General features: G+C 36.9%; 19 protein-coding genes. 11 read left to right on the top strand and 8 right to left on the bottom strand.

Annotated features, from left to right (window positions below):
- Positions 1-16: 16 nt before the first annotated feature.
- Together P9E47_RS14245 and P9E47_RS14240 are read right to left on the bottom strand one after the other, a co-directional pair.
- The gene (locus tag P9E47_RS14245) at positions 17-472 is read right to left on the bottom strand and encodes a hypothetical protein (protein ID WP_003330082.1); all 456 of its coding nucleotides are present in this window, start codon (positions 470-472) and stop codon (positions 17-19) included.
- Between the two features lie 239 nt (positions 473-711).
- A complete protein-coding gene (locus P9E47_RS14240) occupies positions 712-930 on the bottom strand; it encodes a hypothetical protein (RefSeq protein WP_003330083.1) in 219 nt (72 codons plus the stop codon).
- A gap of 159 nt (positions 931-1,089) precedes the next feature.
- On the opposite strand from P9E47_RS14240, the gene P9E47_RS14235 reads away from it, so the two are divergent.
- Positions 1,090-1,197, top strand: coding sequence for a copper amine oxidase N-terminal domain-containing protein (locus tag P9E47_RS14235; RefSeq protein ID WP_235786697.1), 108 nt, complete (start codon positions 1,090-1,092; stop codon positions 1,195-1,197).
- Between the two features lie 52 nt (positions 1,198-1,249).
- Here the strand turns inward: P9E47_RS14235 and P9E47_RS14230 are convergent, their stop codons facing one another.
- The gene (locus P9E47_RS14230; protein WP_003330085.1) at positions 1,250-1,732 is read right to left on the bottom strand and encodes an SRPBCC family protein; all 483 of its coding nucleotides are present in this window, start codon (positions 1,730-1,732) and stop codon (positions 1,250-1,252) included.
- An 81-nt stretch (positions 1,733-1,813) separates the two neighbouring features.
- Between P9E47_RS14230 and P9E47_RS14225 the strand changes: the two genes are divergently transcribed.
- Positions 1,814-2,167, top strand: coding sequence for a DUF4181 domain-containing protein (locus P9E47_RS14225; RefSeq protein ID WP_003330086.1), 354 nt, complete (start codon positions 1,814-1,816; stop codon positions 2,165-2,167).
- 236 nt (positions 2,168-2,403) lie between these two features.
- Here the strand turns inward: P9E47_RS14225 and P9E47_RS14220 are convergent, their stop codons facing one another.
- Both P9E47_RS14220 and P9E47_RS14215 read right to left on the bottom strand, forming a co-directional pair.
- The gene (locus tag P9E47_RS14220; RefSeq protein ID WP_003330087.1) at positions 2,404-3,969 is read right to left on the bottom strand and encodes an FAD-dependent oxidoreductase; all 1,566 of its coding nucleotides are present in this window, start codon (positions 3,967-3,969) and stop codon (positions 2,404-2,406) included.
- A gap of 36 nt (positions 3,970-4,005) precedes the next feature.
- Entirely contained in the window at positions 4,006-4,776 is a 771-nt protein-coding gene (locus tag P9E47_RS14215; RefSeq protein ID WP_326163783.1) for a GDSL-type esterase/lipase family protein, read from the bottom strand.
- A 777-nt stretch (positions 4,777-5,553) separates the two neighbouring features.
- Here P9E47_RS14215 and P9E47_RS14210 point away from each other — a divergent pair.
- The 8 genes from P9E47_RS14210 to P9E47_RS14175 all read left to right on the top strand — a co-directional run bounded on the left by P9E47_RS14210 (position 5,554) and on the right by P9E47_RS14175 (position 13,170).
- The gene (locus P9E47_RS14210) at positions 5,554-6,753 is read left to right on the top strand and encodes an ABC transporter substrate-binding protein (RefSeq protein WP_326163782.1); all 1,200 of its coding nucleotides are present in this window, start codon (positions 5,554-5,556) and stop codon (positions 6,751-6,753) included.
- 144 nt (positions 6,754-6,897) lie between these two features.
- Positions 6,898-7,767 (top strand): branched-chain amino acid ABC transporter permease, encoded by an 870-nt coding sequence (locus P9E47_RS14205; RefSeq protein WP_326163780.1) that lies wholly within the window; start codon positions 6,898-6,900, stop codon positions 7,765-7,767.
- A 44-nt stretch (positions 7,768-7,811) separates the two neighbouring features.
- Entirely contained in the window at positions 7,812-8,810 is a 999-nt protein-coding gene (locus P9E47_RS14200; protein ID WP_326163779.1) for a branched-chain amino acid ABC transporter permease, read from the top strand.
- Positions 8,792-9,574, top strand: a complete 783-nt coding sequence (locus tag P9E47_RS14195) for an ABC transporter ATP-binding protein (RefSeq protein WP_326163778.1) — start codon at positions 8,792-8,794, stop codon at positions 9,572-9,574. The genes P9E47_RS14200 and P9E47_RS14195 overlap by 19 nt, the downstream gene beginning before the upstream one ends.
- Positions 9,575-9,586: 12 nt before the next feature.
- The gene (locus tag P9E47_RS14190; RefSeq protein ID WP_326163776.1) at positions 9,587-10,285 is read left to right on the top strand and encodes an ABC transporter ATP-binding protein; all 699 of its coding nucleotides are present in this window, start codon (positions 9,587-9,589) and stop codon (positions 10,283-10,285) included.
- Positions 10,286-10,335: 50 nt separating this feature from the next.
- Complete coding sequence (locus tag P9E47_RS14185) at positions 10,336-11,073, top strand: SDR family NAD(P)-dependent oxidoreductase (RefSeq protein WP_326163774.1); 738 nt, start codon at positions 10,336-10,338, stop codon at positions 11,071-11,073.
- A 76-nt stretch (positions 11,074-11,149) separates the two neighbouring features.
- Positions 11,150-11,893 carry an SDR family NAD(P)-dependent oxidoreductase gene (locus tag P9E47_RS14180; RefSeq protein ID WP_326163807.1) on the top strand — a complete coding sequence of 248 codons (744 nt, stop codon included), beginning with the start codon at positions 11,150-11,152 and terminating at the stop codon, positions 11,891-11,893.
- Positions 11,894-11,907: 14 nt separating this feature from the next.
- Positions 11,908-13,170, top strand: coding sequence for an MFS transporter (locus tag P9E47_RS14175; RefSeq protein WP_326163773.1), 1,263 nt, complete (start codon positions 11,908-11,910; stop codon positions 13,168-13,170).
- Between the two features lie 102 nt (positions 13,171-13,272).
- Here P9E47_RS14175 and P9E47_RS14170 read toward each other — a convergent pair whose 3' ends face one another.
- Genes P9E47_RS14170 through P9E47_RS14160 form a run of 3 tightly spaced genes read right to left on the bottom strand, consistent with a single transcriptional unit; the run spans position 13,273 to position 15,832 of the window.
- The gene (locus P9E47_RS14170) at positions 13,273-13,587 is read right to left on the bottom strand and encodes an NIPSNAP family protein (protein WP_326163772.1); all 315 of its coding nucleotides are present in this window, start codon (positions 13,585-13,587) and stop codon (positions 13,273-13,275) included.
- A gap of 30 nt (positions 13,588-13,617) precedes the next feature.
- Entirely contained in the window at positions 13,618-14,079 is a 462-nt protein-coding gene (locus P9E47_RS14165) for a CoxG family protein (protein ID WP_326163770.1), read from the bottom strand.
- 58 nt (positions 14,080-14,137) lie between these two features.
- Positions 14,138-15,832, bottom strand: coding sequence for an FAD-dependent oxidoreductase (locus tag P9E47_RS14160; protein WP_326163769.1), 1,695 nt, complete (start codon positions 15,830-15,832; stop codon positions 14,138-14,140).
- A 152-nt stretch (positions 15,833-15,984) separates the two neighbouring features.
- Here P9E47_RS14160 and P9E47_RS14155 point away from each other — a divergent pair, with 152 nt between their 5' ends.
- A complete protein-coding gene (locus tag P9E47_RS14155) occupies positions 15,985-16,893 on the top strand; it encodes a LysR family transcriptional regulator (protein WP_326163767.1) in 909 nt (302 codons plus the stop codon).
- Positions 16,894-17,102: the final 209 nt, after the last annotated feature.

Raw genomic sequence — 17,102 nt, 5'->3', positions numbered from 1 at the left:
CGACCCCGTGGCTCATTCAATAGATAATATTCATGATTTTTTTAATAATAAGTCCGGTTATTACTCCAGGAATAACAAATAACATGGGAAGCCAGACAGGCCCAAAAAATATTCCAAAAATCTTTAAATTTGATGAGTACATCAAACCAACGGTAACAAAAAATGCGGAAAATACATAAGGAAGAAAAGAAAAGTGATCTTTTCCGCCTTCTGCATCTTTAACGGCATCCCACATGGCAAAAAAATATAAACAAGGATAAAACATTAACCATTCCAAGTCTGTTTCGTGTACGGCTTCGTTTATTTTTCCATTAAAGCTTAAAAGAATAATTTTATTAAAATTAGCTTTTACGTTAATCAGAAATTCAAGTGCTACTAAAACAATGCCTTTTACTATTTTTCCGTTTAAAAATTGTCCAAACCCTGGAAGGGCAATACTCCACATTAGCTTTTCAAATGCATTCCTATTCATAAGTACCTTTGTTTTGTATTAATAAAACTACAATTCTTTGCATAAAAAGGGGAGTTTTACTGTATCTTTTATCCATATAATCACCTCCTGGATATTATTTACCAATTTTTTGGGTGTTATGAATTCTTGTAGTGAAATTTGAACATAAATAGTCATCTATTTTCAATTACAGGCCATGGGGTCGGGAACTGTGTCCCAAATAAAAAAGCATACCAACGTTGGTATGCCTTGTATTTTTGCTATCTTTTTTTCTTTTTATTATCCAAAACAAGCTGTTGCTTCTTTTTAACTTCCTCCTGGACAACTTTTACGTGAATGGTTCTCTCATCAATCGTATCTACACTCAAAACCTTTGCTTTCCGGCCCTTAATTTTTAAATCCTGACCAACCGATGGAACATTTTGAAGCAGCTGACTTAATAAAATATTTTTGTTTTCAATAAAATGAACAGTAAACATTCTATTTTCACCTACTTTTCGGGGGATGTTAATAAAAAAGACCTCATGAAAATCTTTATATAGAATATTTGAGTCATGTGAAATTTAGACCATATAACTAATAACTTTTGCTGGCTGTTTACGTCAGATTTTTAAGAAAGAAGAAAAGGGTGCTGTTTTATGAAAAATAAGTGGATAAGGCAGATGCGTTTCATAAGTGAAGCAATCGGAACTGATGTAAGGTGGGAAGGGAAGCAAAATACAGTTTTTATTAAAACGGAGAAATAAAATAGGGGAGACTGACTCTAAGTAAATGAGCCAGTCTCCTTATTTTAAAAAACTAGTTGACAACTTTATTAACGGCCTCAACATATTTCTCGTACCATTTATTCCATTCTTCACGTCTAGATTCAATCGTTGTTCCAGCAAGGAGGGCTTCCACAACATCAAGACATACATGCCAGCCTGCCAGATCCCTTGGAGTATGGTCTGTAATTTTTGATATCTTTTCAACTAACACTAATTGACAACCCGAAGATTCTTCACTCAATTCGAAACGAACTATTGTCTCACCCCAGGTATATTCTAGGACAGCCTGCATTTTTAACTCGGTAATAGTCATTTCTAAAAACGTCCCATTTCGCATGTCAAATTTAATGATTCCGCCTTCTCGAAGTTCGTTCACGCTTAACTCAGGGAACCACATTGCTAGCTTCTCATTTTCGGTTAAATATGACCAAACATCATGAACAGAGTGCTTTAAATGACGTTCAAAGCGGGCTATATATTGATTCTCGGCTTTTTCAATTTTGGCAAGCAACATTGATTCCTCCATTATTTTAATGACTATATAAAAAAACAATACAATGATATTATACTATAGAAATCGATAGGGGGTCTTTCAGTGGGATTTTTTCAATTTGTAATCATTTTCATTCTTCTGTCTGTATTAATAGAGAGGGTAATTCGAAAACGGCTTGGTATAGAAAAGAAAAAGATTTCGGAGACCGCAGGGAAAAATGTAGATCGTTGGGGTCGTGGAATTATTCTTGTTACTTTTTTAGCTACTTTTTCGTATTTTATTGATAAAGATGATGAAATCGTGAAGTGGTATTGGATTTCCTATTACGTCATATTAATGGGGTTTCAAACATACATCCAATGGAAGTATCTAAAAGACTCGAAAGAATACATACTTTCACTTATATTTTTAGTACTAGGTATAGTTTTCTTATTAAGTGTGGATAGTGTACTTTGATGTGTTGTAGTTGGACAAGGAACCGAATCGATGGTCCCTTGTCCGATTTTAAAAGTAAAGAAAGTATCTAGTTTTTGAACATCGTTGTCTGGCTCCAGCGCCTATCGCCTAGCAAACTTCAGGTCTCCTTCCTACGATAAGTCAACTAAGAATTGCTAACACAATTCAAGTTTCTTTTATCGCTGTCGTTGTCCCCTCCAGTTTGTACGGCGATAAGCAAGGCGCTTCCGCTTTTCTTAGTAACCCGAGTTTTCAGAAGTAAGATTTTCAAGCATCGTATGATCGCCTTTTTGCAACGGTTTTTCTGCCGGACCTTCAATGACTTCACCCGTGTATGAGAATCTGGATCCGTGGCATGGACAATCCCAAGTACGTTCACCATCATTCCAATTCACTTCGCAGCCAACATGCGTACACGTCGTATCAACAATATGTAGTTTTCCTTCGGTATCCCGGTAGGCGCCTTTTCGGGCACCATTAACCATCACAATTCCGCCTTCATCATTTGCCAATTCTTCTGCATACTTGTTGCTAACCTCGAGTTTTCCTTTTATTAAGTGTTTCGCTACATCAATATTTTCTTTAAAGAACTTTTGCAAACTTGGGTCCGCATAAAAACGAGATGGGGTGTAGACGGTTTGATATGGATTCTCTTTATTCAGTGCCATATCCGCTAATAACAAGCCTGCCGCCGTGCCATTGGTCATGCCCCATTTTCGATAACCTGTAGCAATAAGGATATTATGAACACCGGAAGTGATTTCACCAACATATGGAAGTTTATCCAATGTTGCTAAATCCTGAGTTGACCAGCGGTAATCAAAGTGATCAAGATTGAAAACATCTTTTGCGAACTTTTCCAATGCTTTGTAATGTTCCTTCGTATCTACACCTTGACCCGATTTATGGCTCTCACCTCCAATGATGAGCAAATTCTCACCATCTACCGGCGTAAAACGAATCGACCGGTTGGGCTTATCAACGCTTAGATACGTGCCACCCGGATAATCCATGTTTGTTTTCGTAGCAAGTACATAAGAACGGTCCGCATGTAATCGTCCAGAATAAAAACCCGTCCCTTCATAGAAAGGAAAATGAGAGCAAGAGAGGACCCCATTCCCCGTAACACGGTGACCGTCGCGGGTAAGGACTGTCGCTTTATTTTCATCTCGTTCAATATTTACCGCTACCGTGTTTTCAAAAATGTATCCACCTTTGTCGACTATAACTTTTACAAGGTGAGTCAAATATTTAAGGGGATGAAATTGGGCTTGTTTTTTCATAACGAGCCCTTTGTAGATTTTAATATCAAAAGGAATTTCATTTATAATATTACCTTCAATATTTAATTTTTGATAAGCTTGGAATTCCTTTTCGATTTTTTGGATACTTTGCTCTTCAGTTGTATAAAGATGTGCATCTTGTTCGCTGAAATCACAATCGATTTTAAGATCATTGACCGTGTTTTTAATAAAATTCAAGGCATTTGTGTTCGCTTCATAATATAATCTTGCTTTATTAATTCCAAAATGGCTGATTAATTCATCGTAAATGATATCATGTTGTGCTGTTATTTTCGCAGTCGTATGGCCGGTTGTTCCATTTAGCAGTTTGCCTGCATCAATGAGTGCAACTCTAACACCTTCATTGACCAAGAGATACGCAGCCGTAATACCGGTAATACCACCGCCAACAATAACAACATCCGTCTCCAAATCTCCATCCAGCTGTTTAAATTCAGGAAAATCTATGCCATCCCGCCAATATGGCTCCGGGAATTGTGGAATCTTCTCATCTGCCAAAAATAAAACCTCCGTTTCATTATCAAAAAGATAAATTTAGTGTTTGAAACAAATTGGGAAATTATACTTGTGGGCTAGAGTTTCCTCGGCCAGAGTTCCCGACCCTGCGGCTCTTTTTAGTTCTTCTGAAATTTGTTCGCCCCATATTTGATAAGCGTTCCCCATAAGATGAACGCCATCAATCGTGTATTTTTGATCTAATGTATGTCCATTTGCTAATTTGCTGTTTAAATCGATGAACGGGATATCATTTTCAGTAGCTAATTTTTTTAACATATTATTTAGCTCGTCCACCTTCTGATTAATCTTCTTGTGTTTTCTTTCAGATGAAGAAACGTAGAGTGTGGAGGTAATAACAGGTTTAATTTGCCGATCGATTAATTCAGTCACAATTTTTCGGTGGTTACGAGCGATTTCCTCGGGTGCAGTCTCATTTGACCTAATGTCATTAATCCCACCCATTAGAAAGACCATCTTAGGTTTCAATTTATAAATATAATGAAGCCGATTTAACATTCCTTCCGTAATATCACCACGAATCCCACGATTAACAACATCATTTCTTTCTAATAATTCGCGCCAATCAACTGCCTGGGTTATTGAATCTCCAAGCATAGCGACATTGGCTTGTTTCGTTGGATATACATCAAAAAGGCTTGTTCTCATCATATATATTTTGTTCTGGAGGTAATCCGGGGCTTTAGCATGGATTTCCTCCTCGTTCCTATTAAATTTTACGATGAAAAAGATAAGCAAAAGATTCACCGATATGGATAGAAAAAATAGCTTTTTAAATGTACCCTGCATGTTTTTACCCTTTCTTTTTTCAATTAGTTTTACCAGGCAAATAGCATTAATGTATTTAGCAGTCCTTTGAAGAAATAGGTTTTGGTGTAATTATATGGTAAATTTTAAATTAGGGAAGAGGAGGCTTAAGGTGGTGTCTCAATGAGTGGTTTAAAATAATGTAACAACGCTTGGATTTTGTAAGAAGCCCTCTAAACATACTTTCATAACTTAATAATTATATATTTATTATAAAATTGGTATTGGAATTTATTAGTTAGTATTTTTATAATTCAAAATATATAGAAAAATAAAAGCTTAAAAGAGGTGGTACTAGTGAATAACAATTATCTGCAAAATTCCAGTTAAAAAGTTAGAAAGAGAAGCAATTATGTAAGCGATTCCATAGACGATTTAAAAAAGAATTAATAGATTTCAACTATGTTGAAAATTACAGATTATTGGAGGGAATCCACTTAGAAGGAAAAAAGGCCTAATATACTTGAGGCATGAGAGGTATGTTAATACATATAAACATAGCTTACTAGAATTCAATTATATACTAAAATAGGCTCTCGGAATTTCTAGAGTGATATCTGTGTATTTTCCAAAAAATCACTGGAAATAGAGCTAGTATGGGGATGTAATCATCCATTTTCATACTGTTTTCAAAAAAGGGCATGCCAAATAAGCCTAAGTTACCGATTTTATAAAATTTATAAACAGTTCAAGAAAATCCTTGAACCACATAGCTCGGCAAATGCCGAGAGTCTATTAATAGATTAGGAGGAAGTTATTGTGAAGAGAATTAAATATTATTTATCAATTTTGTTATCTCTTGTGCTTTTATCTGCGTGTGGGACACCATCATCTACTAATAAAGGAGAAGGCGGTAGTACAAGTGGTGGAAATGAAGATACAATAAAAATCGGTGCCGTTACAAGTTTAACAGGTGCCTATGCTCCTATTGGAACGGAAGTAGTTGAGGCGGTGGAATTTGCGGTTAAGGAAGTAAATGAAAATGGTGGTATCCTTGGGAAACAAGTTGAAGTCATTAAAGAAGACGATGAAGGTTCTCCAGATGTAGGCTTACGAAAGGCTGAAAGACTTGTAAATAAGGAGGGTGTAAATTTTGTAATGGGTGCAGTATCTAGTGCTGTTGGTTTAGCAATTGGTGCAAAAATGCCAGAATGGAATGGTCTCTATCTTTCCTCTGTCAATAAGACACCTAAATTAACAACTACTAATTTTAATAAAAATATGTTCCGTGGTAATCATAACGACTTGCAGGATATGGCAACAATCAAAGCATGGTATCCACAAGCAGTAAAAGGAAAAACATGGTATATGATTGGTGCTGATTATGAGTGGGGTCATAGTTCGTTAGCTAGGTTCAAGGAAATTGCAGAAGCTAATGGGGATAAAGTGCTTGGTGAAGCCTATACACCACTAGGGACAACTGATTACTCATCACAAATAACGAATATTATTGCTTCTAAACCAGATGGAGTTTGGGTAGCGTTGTCAGGGAGCGATGGTATTAATTTCATGTCTCAAGCAAAAAGCTTTGGATTAATGGATAAAACCACTGTCGTTACATTTTTAACTGACTTAGTAATAAATGGTACTGGAAGTGATATGGTAGGCGTTTTAGGAAATGCCAATTATCATTACTCGATTGATAATCCAAAAAATAAGGAATTTGTAGCAAACTTTGAAAAGGCTGTTAACAAGAAACCAACAGTCTACCATGGTGAAGCATACTATACTTTACAAATGTTATTTGAGGGGATAAAAGCTGCTGGTTCAGCAGAAACAGAAGATGTTATGAAAGCAATGGAAGGTTTAACAATTGATTCTTTATTAGGTGAAATGACAGTGCGCGCAGAAGATCATCAGTTATTACACCCTAATTTCATGGGTGAGGTTGTCGAAAAAGATGGTGAAGTAACTGTTGAAATTATCTATGAATCAACTATTGGAGAAGCTAATCCTTAATAATAATCAATGATTTATTGAAAAGTTAAAAAGAGCTAAGTTATTGCTAGACTTCACATAATGTGAACTAGAAATGACTTAGCAATTTAACAAGAAAATTTGGTAGTTAGTAAGAGACTATTAGTCTGAAAGGTGGGGGAGAGCATGATCGTTCTAATACATTTTTTAAATGCGTTAGCACAGGGAATGCTTTTGGCATTAACGGCTTTAGGCCTAACAATGATATTTGGATTTTTAAATGTTGTTAACTTTGCTCATGGAGCTATATACATGTTAGGAGCTTACTTTGCATTTGCCATTGTAAATACGTTACATAGTTTTTGGTTAGCATTAATTTTGTCCCCGATATTAGTTGGATTGCTAGGAGTTATTTTAGAGCGCTTTTGGCTTAGAAAATTGGAATCAAAGGACCCAGTTTATTCGATGTTGCTAACATTTGGATTAGCCTTGATTATTGAAAATGCAGTAAAAATGGTATGGGGTACATCTAATCATTCATTTAATGGACCAGCCTTTCTTCAAGGATCTATTGATATTATGGGATTTCCATATCCAGCCTATCGACTATTCGTTATCGTCTTTTCAGCATTAGTTTGCTTAATCTTGTATACACTACTTCACCATACGAAAGTGGGTATTCGTGTTAGAGCAGGTACAGAAGATGGAGAAATGGCTTTAGCGCTCGGTATTAATACTAAAAAATTGGGGATGTTCGTATTTGGAGGAGGTTGTTCATTAGCTGCAGCAGCTGGTGTTGTAGCTGGTCCATATCTATCGTTAACACCTGATATGGGAGGTTTAATAATCATTACAACTTTTATCATCATTACAATTGGTGGAATGGGAAATTTAGCGGGGGTAATTGTAAGTGCTTTATTAGTGGGTTTCATTCAAACAATAGGAAGTATTTTCATGCCTGATTTTGCCATGGTATTTGTCTATGTTGTAATGATTCTTATATTAATTATTAACGATAAAGGTATCTCAGCCCTTATTAAACGACCGACTCATTAAAATAGTAACTTAGATTAATAGTATTAACAGAGGGGGGTAATAAAATGCATGAAAATGAAAAAGTAATTAGCAGTCCCATTAGCGCACACAGTAACAGCAATGCGATAAAGATTAGTTGGAATAGGAATCTCGCTTTTTATATCGGGATTACCGTAGTTATTGTATATGCCGCTTTATTTTTCGAACCGTATTATCAAAGATTGCTAATTGAAATGATGATTTTTGCACTATTAGCCATGAGTCTTGATTTATTGGTTGGTTTTACGGGGATAGTTAGCTTTGGGCATGCAGCCTTTTTTGGATTAACAATGTACACAAGCGGGATTTTGATTACTAAACTAGGCTGGCCATTCTTGCTAGGTGCTATAGTAGCATTTATTTTTACCATTATAGTTTCAGCCCTTATCGGTTGGTTTTGTGTAAGGCTTAGTGGTATACAATTTGCGATGTTAACTCTGGCATTTGGGATGTTAATCTGGACGATTATTACCAAGTGGAGAGAAGTTACAAATGGATTAGATGGTTTTTCGGTATCTGAAGGACTTTCTATAAATTTAGGTGTAATAGAGCTTCCATTAACAGATCCGCTAGTTCTGTTATTTATTACAGCAGGAGTTCTTATAGTATCGTTCTGGAGTATGAATAGACTCGTTAAATCAAATTTTGGTCAAGTTTTAATTGCTATTAGAGAAAATGAAGATCGTACAGGTTTCTTAGGCTTTAGTAATACCTATATTAAATTGCAAGTGTTTTTAATTAGTGCAGCTTATGCTTCGATCGCCGGAATTCTCTTTATGCTATTAAAGACATTTGTTTCACCTGATTTTGTTCATTGGGCGTTCTCAGGAAACATATTAATGATGACAATTCTAGGTGGTATGGGAACTATTTTTGGACCATTATTAGGTGCAGGTCTCTTTATTTGGTTACAAGATTGGGCAAGTTCCTATACAGAGAACTGGATGATTATTATTGGTTTTATCTTTGTTCTTGTTGTTTTGTATCTGCCTAGGGGGGTATTCGGATGGATGTTCAAAAAATAAAGGGAAATCATATGGAATCTGATGTTATTTTGAAAGTTGATAATATTCATTTCTCTTACCAGGTTACACCAGTGACGAAAGATGTAAGCTTGACAATAAGAAAGGGTGAAATACGAGCGATTATTGGTCCAAATGGAGCAGGAAAATCTACTATTTTAAGCTTGATCTCAGGAAAAAATCACCCGCAAAGGGGAAAGATTGCCTTTAAAGATAAAGAAATAACACATATGAAACCCCATCAAATTAGAAAATTAGGGATTTCTAGGTCATTTCAGATTACTAATATCTTCCCTTCTTATACAGTTTATGAAAACGTTAGTTTAGCTGTCCAGGGGATGATGGACCAAAAATATAATTTCTGGAGACCACCAACTTCTTACCCACAAATCCATGAAGAAACAACCAGATTACTAGAGGAGTGTAACTTGTCAGGGGTAGCCAATGTAAAGGCAAAAGAATTATCCTATGCTGAGCAAAGACAAATTGAAATCGCTCTATCACTAGCTGGCAACCCAGAATTATTACTTTTGGATGAACCGACTGCTGGTCTTTCAGTTGAAGAAAGTCAGTCACTTGCAAGACTAGTCAAGAGGATTTCTGATAATCATAATTTATCGGTAATTTTTATAGAACATGACATGGATATTGTATTTTCCATCTCCGATATAATCACGGTTTTATACTATGGAGAAATTCTTGTTGAAGATGTTCCCGAAAGAATTAAAGCTAACGCTAAAGTTCAAGAAGTGTACCTTGGGACGTAAGGAGGGAATAAAATGTCGACATTATTACAATTGAAAAATGTTAATAGTTTTTATGGCGAAGCACACATACTCCATAATCTCTCGCTCGAAATCAACTCTGGCGAAGTAGTTAGCTTGTTAGGTAGGAATGGTGTAGGTAAGACTACAACTTTAAAAACAATTATGGGCATGGTTAAAGTAGATGGGGATGTCATATTTAATGAGGGAAATATTAGTGGGGTTCCAGCAAACATTATTGCAAAAAAAGGAATTGGTTATGTACCTGAAGAACGTAGAATTTTCCCTAGTTTAACGGTAAAAGAAAATTTGTTAGTTGGTGTATATCAAAAAGGGGAATGGGGACTACGTGAAATCTATGAACTATTTCCAGTACTTGAAAAACGACAAAACAGTATGGGAACGATGTTAAGTGGGGGAGAACAACAAATGTTGGCAATTGCCCGTTGTCTTATGACTAATCCTAAATTAATTTTACTAGATGAACCTTGTGAGGGTTTAGCTCCCGTAATTGTACAAGAATTAGAAAGGGCAATAGCTAAATTAAAAGATAAACATGTAACAATACTGTTAGCTGAGCAAAGTTTGCGTTTATCTAAAACACTCGCAAACCGCCATTATATTTTAAGTAAAGGTGAGGTATGCTTCGAAGGAAATTCAAATGAGCTATTTAGTGATGAGGCTGTATTAGTTAAGTATTTAGGTGTAAGTTAATGTATCAAAAACTACCTAAATAAATAAGCGGAATTTGGGGGGGATTTAAGATGAGATTACTAGATAAAGTTGCGATTATTACTGGTGCTGCATCAGGGATGGGAAAGGCTGAAGCACTTCATTTTGCAAAAGAAGGTGCAAAGGTTGTTGTTGCGGATTTAAATATTGAAAGTGCAGAGGCAGTAGTTAAGGAGATTAATAAATTCGGTGGAGAGGGATTGGCGATCAAAGTTGATGTAACCAATCAAAATGATATTAATAACCTGGTAGTGTTAACGTTGCAAACATTTGACAAAATTGACATTCTAGTTAACAATGCGGGCATTTTTGATAAATACACCAATAGTTTAGATACAAATGAGGAGCTATGGGATCTCATTTTAAATGTAAATCTTAAAGCTGTATTTAATATAACAAATGCTGTTCTACCAGGTATGCTTCAACGCGAAAATGGTACGATCGTCAACATCGCTTCAATTGCTGGCTTGGTAGCACAAATGGGTGGTGCTGCTTATACGGCCTCTAAGCATGGTGTTGTCGGCTATACTAAACACCTAGCTGCAGTATATGGTTCTAAAGGGATTAAAATTAACGCAATTGCCCCTGGAACGATTCAAACACCGTTAACCGAAGAGATGTTAAAAACTCGTTCAACAGATAAAATTCCATTGGACCGATTTGGCCATGATTACGAAGTGGCTGAATTAGCTGTATTTTTGGCATCTGATGAAGCAAAGTTTATGAACGGTTCAATTGTTACAATTGATGGCGGCTATACGGCCGTTTAAACCTTATTCAGTAGCCATTAAGGAATTCCTCTTAATGGCTTTTTGTACTAAAAGGGAACAATGAAAAGGGGTTGTAATTATGTTAAATGGTAAAGTGGCTGTTATAACTGGTGCTGGCTCTGGAATTGGGGAGGCAACTGCACGTTTATTAGCCAAAGAAGGAGCAAAGGTCGTTATTGGCGACGTAGCAGTTACTGCTAGAGAAGTAGTTGAAGAAATAAAGAAGGATGGTGGGGAAGCGTTATTTATTGCTTGTGACGTCACTAAGGAGGATGATGTGCAAAATTTAATGGAGACGACCTTTAATACATTCGGTAGTCTTGATATTTTAGTAGCTAATGCAGGTATCCCGGAGAAAAAAAGGCCTGTACATGAAATGGAGTTATCTGAATGGCAAAGAGTAATTGATATTGATCTAACAGGAGTAGTCATTTCAAATAAGTATGCAATCCAACAAATGTTGAAAAAGGATTACGGAGCAATTGTTAATATGGGATCGATTTTGGCACTTGTTGGGCAAGCAGGCAGTACGGCCTATTCTGCTGCAAAAGCGGCAGTTGTAAATTTTACACGGTCTCAGGCATTAACATATGCGAAGCAAGGAATTCGTATAAATAGCGTTTGTCCAGGTTATATTGAAACACCGTTGCTGGTAAATTTACCAAAAGAAATAACAACTGCAATGCTGGATAAACAACCGATTGGCCGTCTTGGAAAACCTGAAGAAGTGGCGAATGTGATTGCGTTTCTTGTAAGCGACAGAGCTTCTTTTGTTACCGGGGCATCGATTTCAGTTGATGGCGGGTATACGGCTCAATAGGCCGGGTTAATCGAATGGAAAAATATATGGATAAAGAACTACATCATGTTAAAGATACCCGAACCGGAATGAATATCCTCATGTTAATTGCCTTAATCGGGCTAGCTATTAACCTACGCAGCCCTTTAACCTCATTGTCGCCAATTATTGGTGAGTTGCAAATGGATTTAGGGATAAGTTCAACAATGGCAGGCTTATTAACGACGATCCCTATTCTGTGTTTTGGAATTCTTACACCTTTAGCATCCGGTTTTATTGCTCGAATGGGAATTGAAGTTTCTGTAGCCACAACACTTGGTGGTGTGGCAATTGGAACCGTACTTCGGTCGCTTGATGGGATTGCCGTGGCATTAGTAGGGACTGTAATTTTAGGTGCATCTCTCACAATAGGTAACATTGTGAGTATTATGATCATTGCCCGTGACTTTTCCCGAAGTTCCAACACAGTGACAGGTGTTTATACGTCTGCTTTAAATATAGGGACAATGTTCACGTCTGCCTTTACTGCCCCCCTTGCAATATTTTTTGGTTGGCGAGTGGCTACCACCCTATGGGTGGTTCTTGCTATTTTGGCCGGAATTGTTTGGGTAATCGTGTTTTTGCGTCCCAATCATCCAAATGTAGTTATCGGAAAAAAGGGTACTGAATTTAATGTTTCAGAAAAATGGCGTTTGCCGGTGTGGAAACGGAAGTTTGTATGGCTATTAGTTATAGCTTTTGCGTCCCATTTATTTCTTTATTATGCTATGACTGCATGGCTACCGGTTTATTTTATTGAAACCAGCAGCATGAACCCAACCTCTGCGGGAATTGCCGCATCTGCATTTCAAATACTTGCCTTAGTAGGCGCATTTGGTGTACCTACTCTCGCTGCAATGGGGAGGATGAGTAATGTAGCATTATTGAGTGGAATAGCGGCCTGTTGGCTTGCTATCCCCATTGGTTTATTTATCGCCCCACAATGGTGGCCGCTATGGTCATTAATCGGAGGTATTGCACAAGGGGGAGGATTCACCGTTTTATTCATGTTAATCGTTGATCATTCCCATGATATTGATGACAATCGAAAAGTTTCCTCTCTTGTACAAGGGTTAGGTTATAGTATCGCTTCACTTGGCCCAATTGTAATTGGAGGTCTAAACCAATATTTCAAGCAATGGCTGCCTGGGTTTACTTTACTTACAATGATTGCCATTGTCATGTTAGTAGTAAGCTTTATAATGCATAGGGATTTATATCTTAAACATACCAAAACCACCGGACAAGGTTACAGCTGAAGATTCAACTGGAAATATCAAAGAAAAATCCACTGATAATGAAATCAGTGGATTTTCTGTCCATGTAATTAAATTGAATACCTTCGCTTTCAAGCCTTTAATTTATTGTATAGGAGAAAAATTTGTTGGATATAAAATTTTATTTTCTTGTTTTTCAAACATTGGTAAAACAAGGGGAATAAATTTCTCAACCCACTCTTGATCCTGATATAGAGCTATACGTCGTTCCGCACGGTCATCAAGACTTTCGTATTCCCATATATGCACGACCTGATTAAGCTCGCCAATTTCCGTATACCAAAATCCAGCTAATTTTGAGTATTTTGAAATAATCGGTAAACCGATCTCCTCAAATAATTTTAGATATTCCGGCACTTTGCCAATCTTTAAGGTATAAGTTCTCATTTCATAAACCATATAATAGAACTCCTTTATTGTATTAAACCATTAGTTAGAAACAACAGGTTTTACTTGTGTTTCTAGCACCTCAATTAAGTTCTCTTTTAATTCTCTGCAATATCGAGGGAGTACTTTAGCCATAAGGGCATCTACTACTTTTTTTGCCATCCCTTTTCCTTCCATATTTAATCTGAATTCAAGGTCCGTAGCATTTGATCCTATTGGAACCGCTTTATATATGCCTTCGCCTTTAATTCCTTCTTTCTCTGCTACTAGGGTAAAAGCAATCGTATCAGGAGCAACCCTTTCCGTCACTGTTACATGAAAATCTACCTTTCTCTTGAAAATCTTAACATCTCCCTTAAGAGTCCATATAGAGATATTTTCATCAATTTCTTCAAAAGAAACATAACCTGGCATACATGGAGCCCAATTTCCCATATCTTTAATAAAATTCCACATCGTTTCAATGTTAAGTTCCACTCGACCACTCTCAATTGCAGCTGGCATACTCGTCATCCCCTTATATTTTTTTATATCATCTGTTTTCTAATGAATAGCACATTTTTTAAGAACGAATAGCATTAACCCCGTCTGTATTTGGTTTAACAATACTAGAGGCATGCAAACCTGCAATATAACCAAATGTGAGTGCAGGTCCTAATGTACCACCGGCTCCCGGATAACCTGGTCCCATCATGCTTGCCGCGGCATTTCCGGCAGCATATAGTCCTTGAATAGGTTCACCCCAAACATTTAAAACTTGAGCACTCGCGTTTGTCACCGCTCCACCTTTTGTCCCAAGTGTACCTGAGTATACTGGCAATGCATAGAAGGGCCCTTGATCAATTGGACCTAGACCTGCATTTGGTTTGTTTCTTGGATCACCATAGTATGAATCATACTTGCTTTCACCACGATGGAAGTCAGGATCTTTTCCTTCTATAGCAAATTGGTTAAAGCGCTCGACAGTTTTTGTTAGTTGATCGCCATCAATTCCAACTTTTTCAGCAAGCTCTTGTAATGTATTGGCACAGAATAACCAATCTGGATCTGGATCACCAGGCATTAATGTCATTACGGAATATTTAGAACGGAATCGACCGTCGAAAATAATCCATGAAGGCATATTGGAATACTCGTATTTAGTTGGGTCAAAGACATGGAATGCTCTCGCCATATCGTTATAGTTCGCAGCTTCATTCACAAAACGTTTTCCTGCACGGTTTACTAGAATACTTCCTGGTAAAGAACGTTCTCCGCGAGATAGACGAAACACTTGTGTATCTTCGAATTCTTCGTCATCAATCTTCATGGTTGGACACCACCAAGCTTCATTTAAGTGCGCAACATCTGCACCTACATCTAAGGCCATTTTTAAACCATCTCCTGTATTGGTAGGTACACCAATTGGACCGTTGATAGGACCACGAAGGAATCGATTTGTTAATTCTTCGTTGAATTCAAACCCTCCGGAAGCAATCACCACGCCTTTACGCGCTTCAATCAATTGTTTTTTTCCGTTGATCGTTACTTCAACACCCGTTATGCGGTTCTTATCCTTTAATAAACGGTTCGCAGCAGCATTTACCTCAAAATGAACATCTGAGTCTAAACATCCTTTGACTAAGCCAACGATTATTGCTGCACCTAATGTACGAATATCATTTGCTAATCTTTCCGCAATCAGGTCAAAGTCAATATTTTCTGGATATGCAAATGCATTCCACTTACTATTTTCTTCATACGTTACAGCACTAAAATGTGGACCTTCATGGATAAGATCAGCCCATTCTCCAACAATTTCTGCTGCAATCGGATCCGGGTCTAACGTTCTGCCGCCCTGAACAGAACCAGGAAACTCTTGACGGTAATCAGGGAATTTAGTCATACTATGAAACCTTAATGGAGTGTTCTCCTCAATATATTGAATAGTCTCTGGAGCAGTTTTGATAAAAACATCAATGACATCTTTGCTTGTTGCCCCGTCAATAACTTTTTCTAGATAGGCTCGTGCAGCTTCTTCTGAATCAAGAATTCCTTTTGCTAACATATGGTGATTGTTAGGCACCCACACTTGACCACCTGAAATGCTAGTGTTCCCACCCAGTTTACTGGATTTCTCTAAAACTAATACTTTTGCTCCTGATTTTGCCGCTGAAAGAGCTGCTGTTAGACCAGCACCTCCGGAACCTATAACGACTACGTCAACTGCTTCATTAAAGTTAATAGCGCTTTCATTTTGATTGTGATTGTGATTCATACTACCACTCCTTAATCCCTTATTTTGAAATTTCTTGAATATCTGTATATTGGAAATTATAAGAAAATTAACTTGAAACTTCCAATACAAGTTTTATAATAGAAATATTACAGAAAAGTTATGAATTTATGTTGGAAAGGAATCCAGAGACTATGAATTTTTTGCATCTTAAATATTTTCAAGCCGTTGCAAAGCATGAACACATAACAAAAGCTGCTCAAGAATTAAACGTTTCGCAACCAGCGTTAAGTAATACGATTACACGTTTGGAAGAAAGTCTTGGTATCCCCTTATTTACCAGGCAAGGTAGAAATATACGATTAAATTCATTTGGTAATGCTTATCTCAAGCGAATAAATAAAGTGTTTTTTGAGTTGGAGAAGGGGAAGCGTGAATTAGAGGAGATGGTCGGAGCTGAAAATGGGATGATTTCATTTGCAACTACTTTTCCTAGTGTACTCCCATACTTATTAAAGGATTTTTTAGAAATATATCCTAATGCAAAATTCACTCAAAATCAGGCATTTTCAGAAAAAGAAATTATAGAACAACTGAAAAACCAAGACATCGATCTATGTTTATCTACTTTTCCGATTATTAACCCTGAGATTGAGTGGTATCCCTTGATTGACGAGGAAATTTTCTTATCTGTCCCAAAAAGTCATAGATTTGCTAGCAGAAATAGTATTCATCTATTGGAAGCAGCGGAGGAATCGTTTATCAGTATAACTCCAGAATATTATTTCAGACAACTCACTGATCATTTTTGCAGACAAGCTGGATTTGAACCGAATGTCGTCTATCAATTATCAGAGGCAGGCATTATACAAGGGTTAGTTGAACTGAATCTTGGCGTAACGTTTACTCCACTAACATATATTAAACATTCTAACCTTCAATCGGTTCAATTGCATATTGAAGAACCGATATGTAAACGCACAATTGGTCTAGCGTGGCATAAAGAACATTTCATGTCACATACGGTTGAGGAATTCATTGAATTTTGTAAAGACTTTTTTATAAGTTCAGACTATGCCACAGAACATTTTGCTAATAATTAAATTGTTAAAATTGATGGCACATTAACAAATAATTATCAACCATCGGACCAACCATCCATCCACCGTTTAAAATCATGGCTGGAGATTTATTATATATCGGGACCGCTTTGTTTTATGCCCTGCATATCACTGTGGCAGGCGTTGCGGCAAAGGAAGTTGATACGCTAAATGTTGGCATTCTGGGCCAGAGTTCCCGACCCACTAGCTTT

The organism is Schinkia azotoformans (assembly GCF_035811335.1).
Taxonomy (GTDB): Bacteria; Bacillota; Bacilli; order Bacillales; family Bacillaceae_J; genus Schinkia; species Schinkia azotoformans.
Note: the sequence above shows the minus strand (reverse complement) of the source record. Positions and strands in the feature narration are given on the sequence as shown.

Bases quoted from the DNA above. Each gene is read 5' to 3' on its own strand.
- P9E47_RS14245 (WP_003330082.1), bottom strand. From the start codon at position 472: ATGAATAGGAATGCATTTGAAAAGCTAATGTGGAGTATTGCCCTTCCA.
- P9E47_RS14230 (WP_003330085.1), bottom strand. From the start codon at position 1,732: ATGTTGCTTGCCAAAATTGAAAAAGCCGAGAATCAATATATAGCCCGC.
- P9E47_RS14190 (WP_326163776.1), top strand. From the start codon at position 9,587: ATGTCGACATTATTACAATTGAAAAATGTTAATAGTTTTTATGGCGAA.
- P9E47_RS14185 (WP_326163774.1), top strand. From the start codon at position 10,336: ATGAGATTACTAGATAAAGTTGCGATTATTACTGGTGCTGCATCAGGG.
- P9E47_RS14160 (WP_326163769.1), bottom strand. From the start codon at position 15,832: ATGAATCACAATCACAATCAAAATGAAAGCGCTATTAACTTTAATGAA.
- P9E47_RS14240 (WP_003330083.1), bottom strand. From the start codon at position 930: ATGTTTACTGTTCATTTTATTGAAAACAAAAATATTTTATTAAGTCAG.
- P9E47_RS14205 (WP_326163780.1), top strand. From the start codon at position 6,898: ATGATCGTTCTAATACATTTTTTAAATGCGTTAGCACAGGGAATGCTT.
- P9E47_RS14170 (WP_326163772.1), bottom strand. From the start codon at position 13,587: ATGGTTTATGAAATGAGAACTTATACCTTAAAGATTGGCAAAGTGCCG.
- P9E47_RS14175 (WP_326163773.1), top strand. From the start codon at position 11,908: ATGGAAAAATATATGGATAAAGAACTACATCATGTTAAAGATACCCGA.
- P9E47_RS14215 (WP_326163783.1), bottom strand. From the start codon at position 4,776: ATGCAGGGTACATTTAAAAAGCTATTTTTTCTATCCATATCGGTGAAT.
- P9E47_RS14165 (WP_326163770.1), bottom strand. From the start codon at position 14,079: ATGCCAGCTGCAATTGAGAGTGGTCGAGTGGAACTTAACATTGAAACG.
- P9E47_RS14200 (WP_326163779.1), top strand. From the start codon at position 7,812: ATGCATGAAAATGAAAAAGTAATTAGCAGTCCCATTAGCGCACACAGT.
- P9E47_RS14195 (WP_326163778.1), top strand. From the start codon at position 8,792: ATGGATGTTCAAAAAATAAAGGGAAATCATATGGAATCTGATGTTATT.
- P9E47_RS14235 (WP_235786697.1), top strand. From the start codon at position 1,090: ATGAAAAATAAGTGGATAAGGCAGATGCGTTTCATAAGTGAAGCAATC.
- P9E47_RS14155 (WP_326163767.1), top strand. From the start codon at position 15,985: ATGAATTTTTTGCATCTTAAATATTTTCAAGCCGTTGCAAAGCATGAA.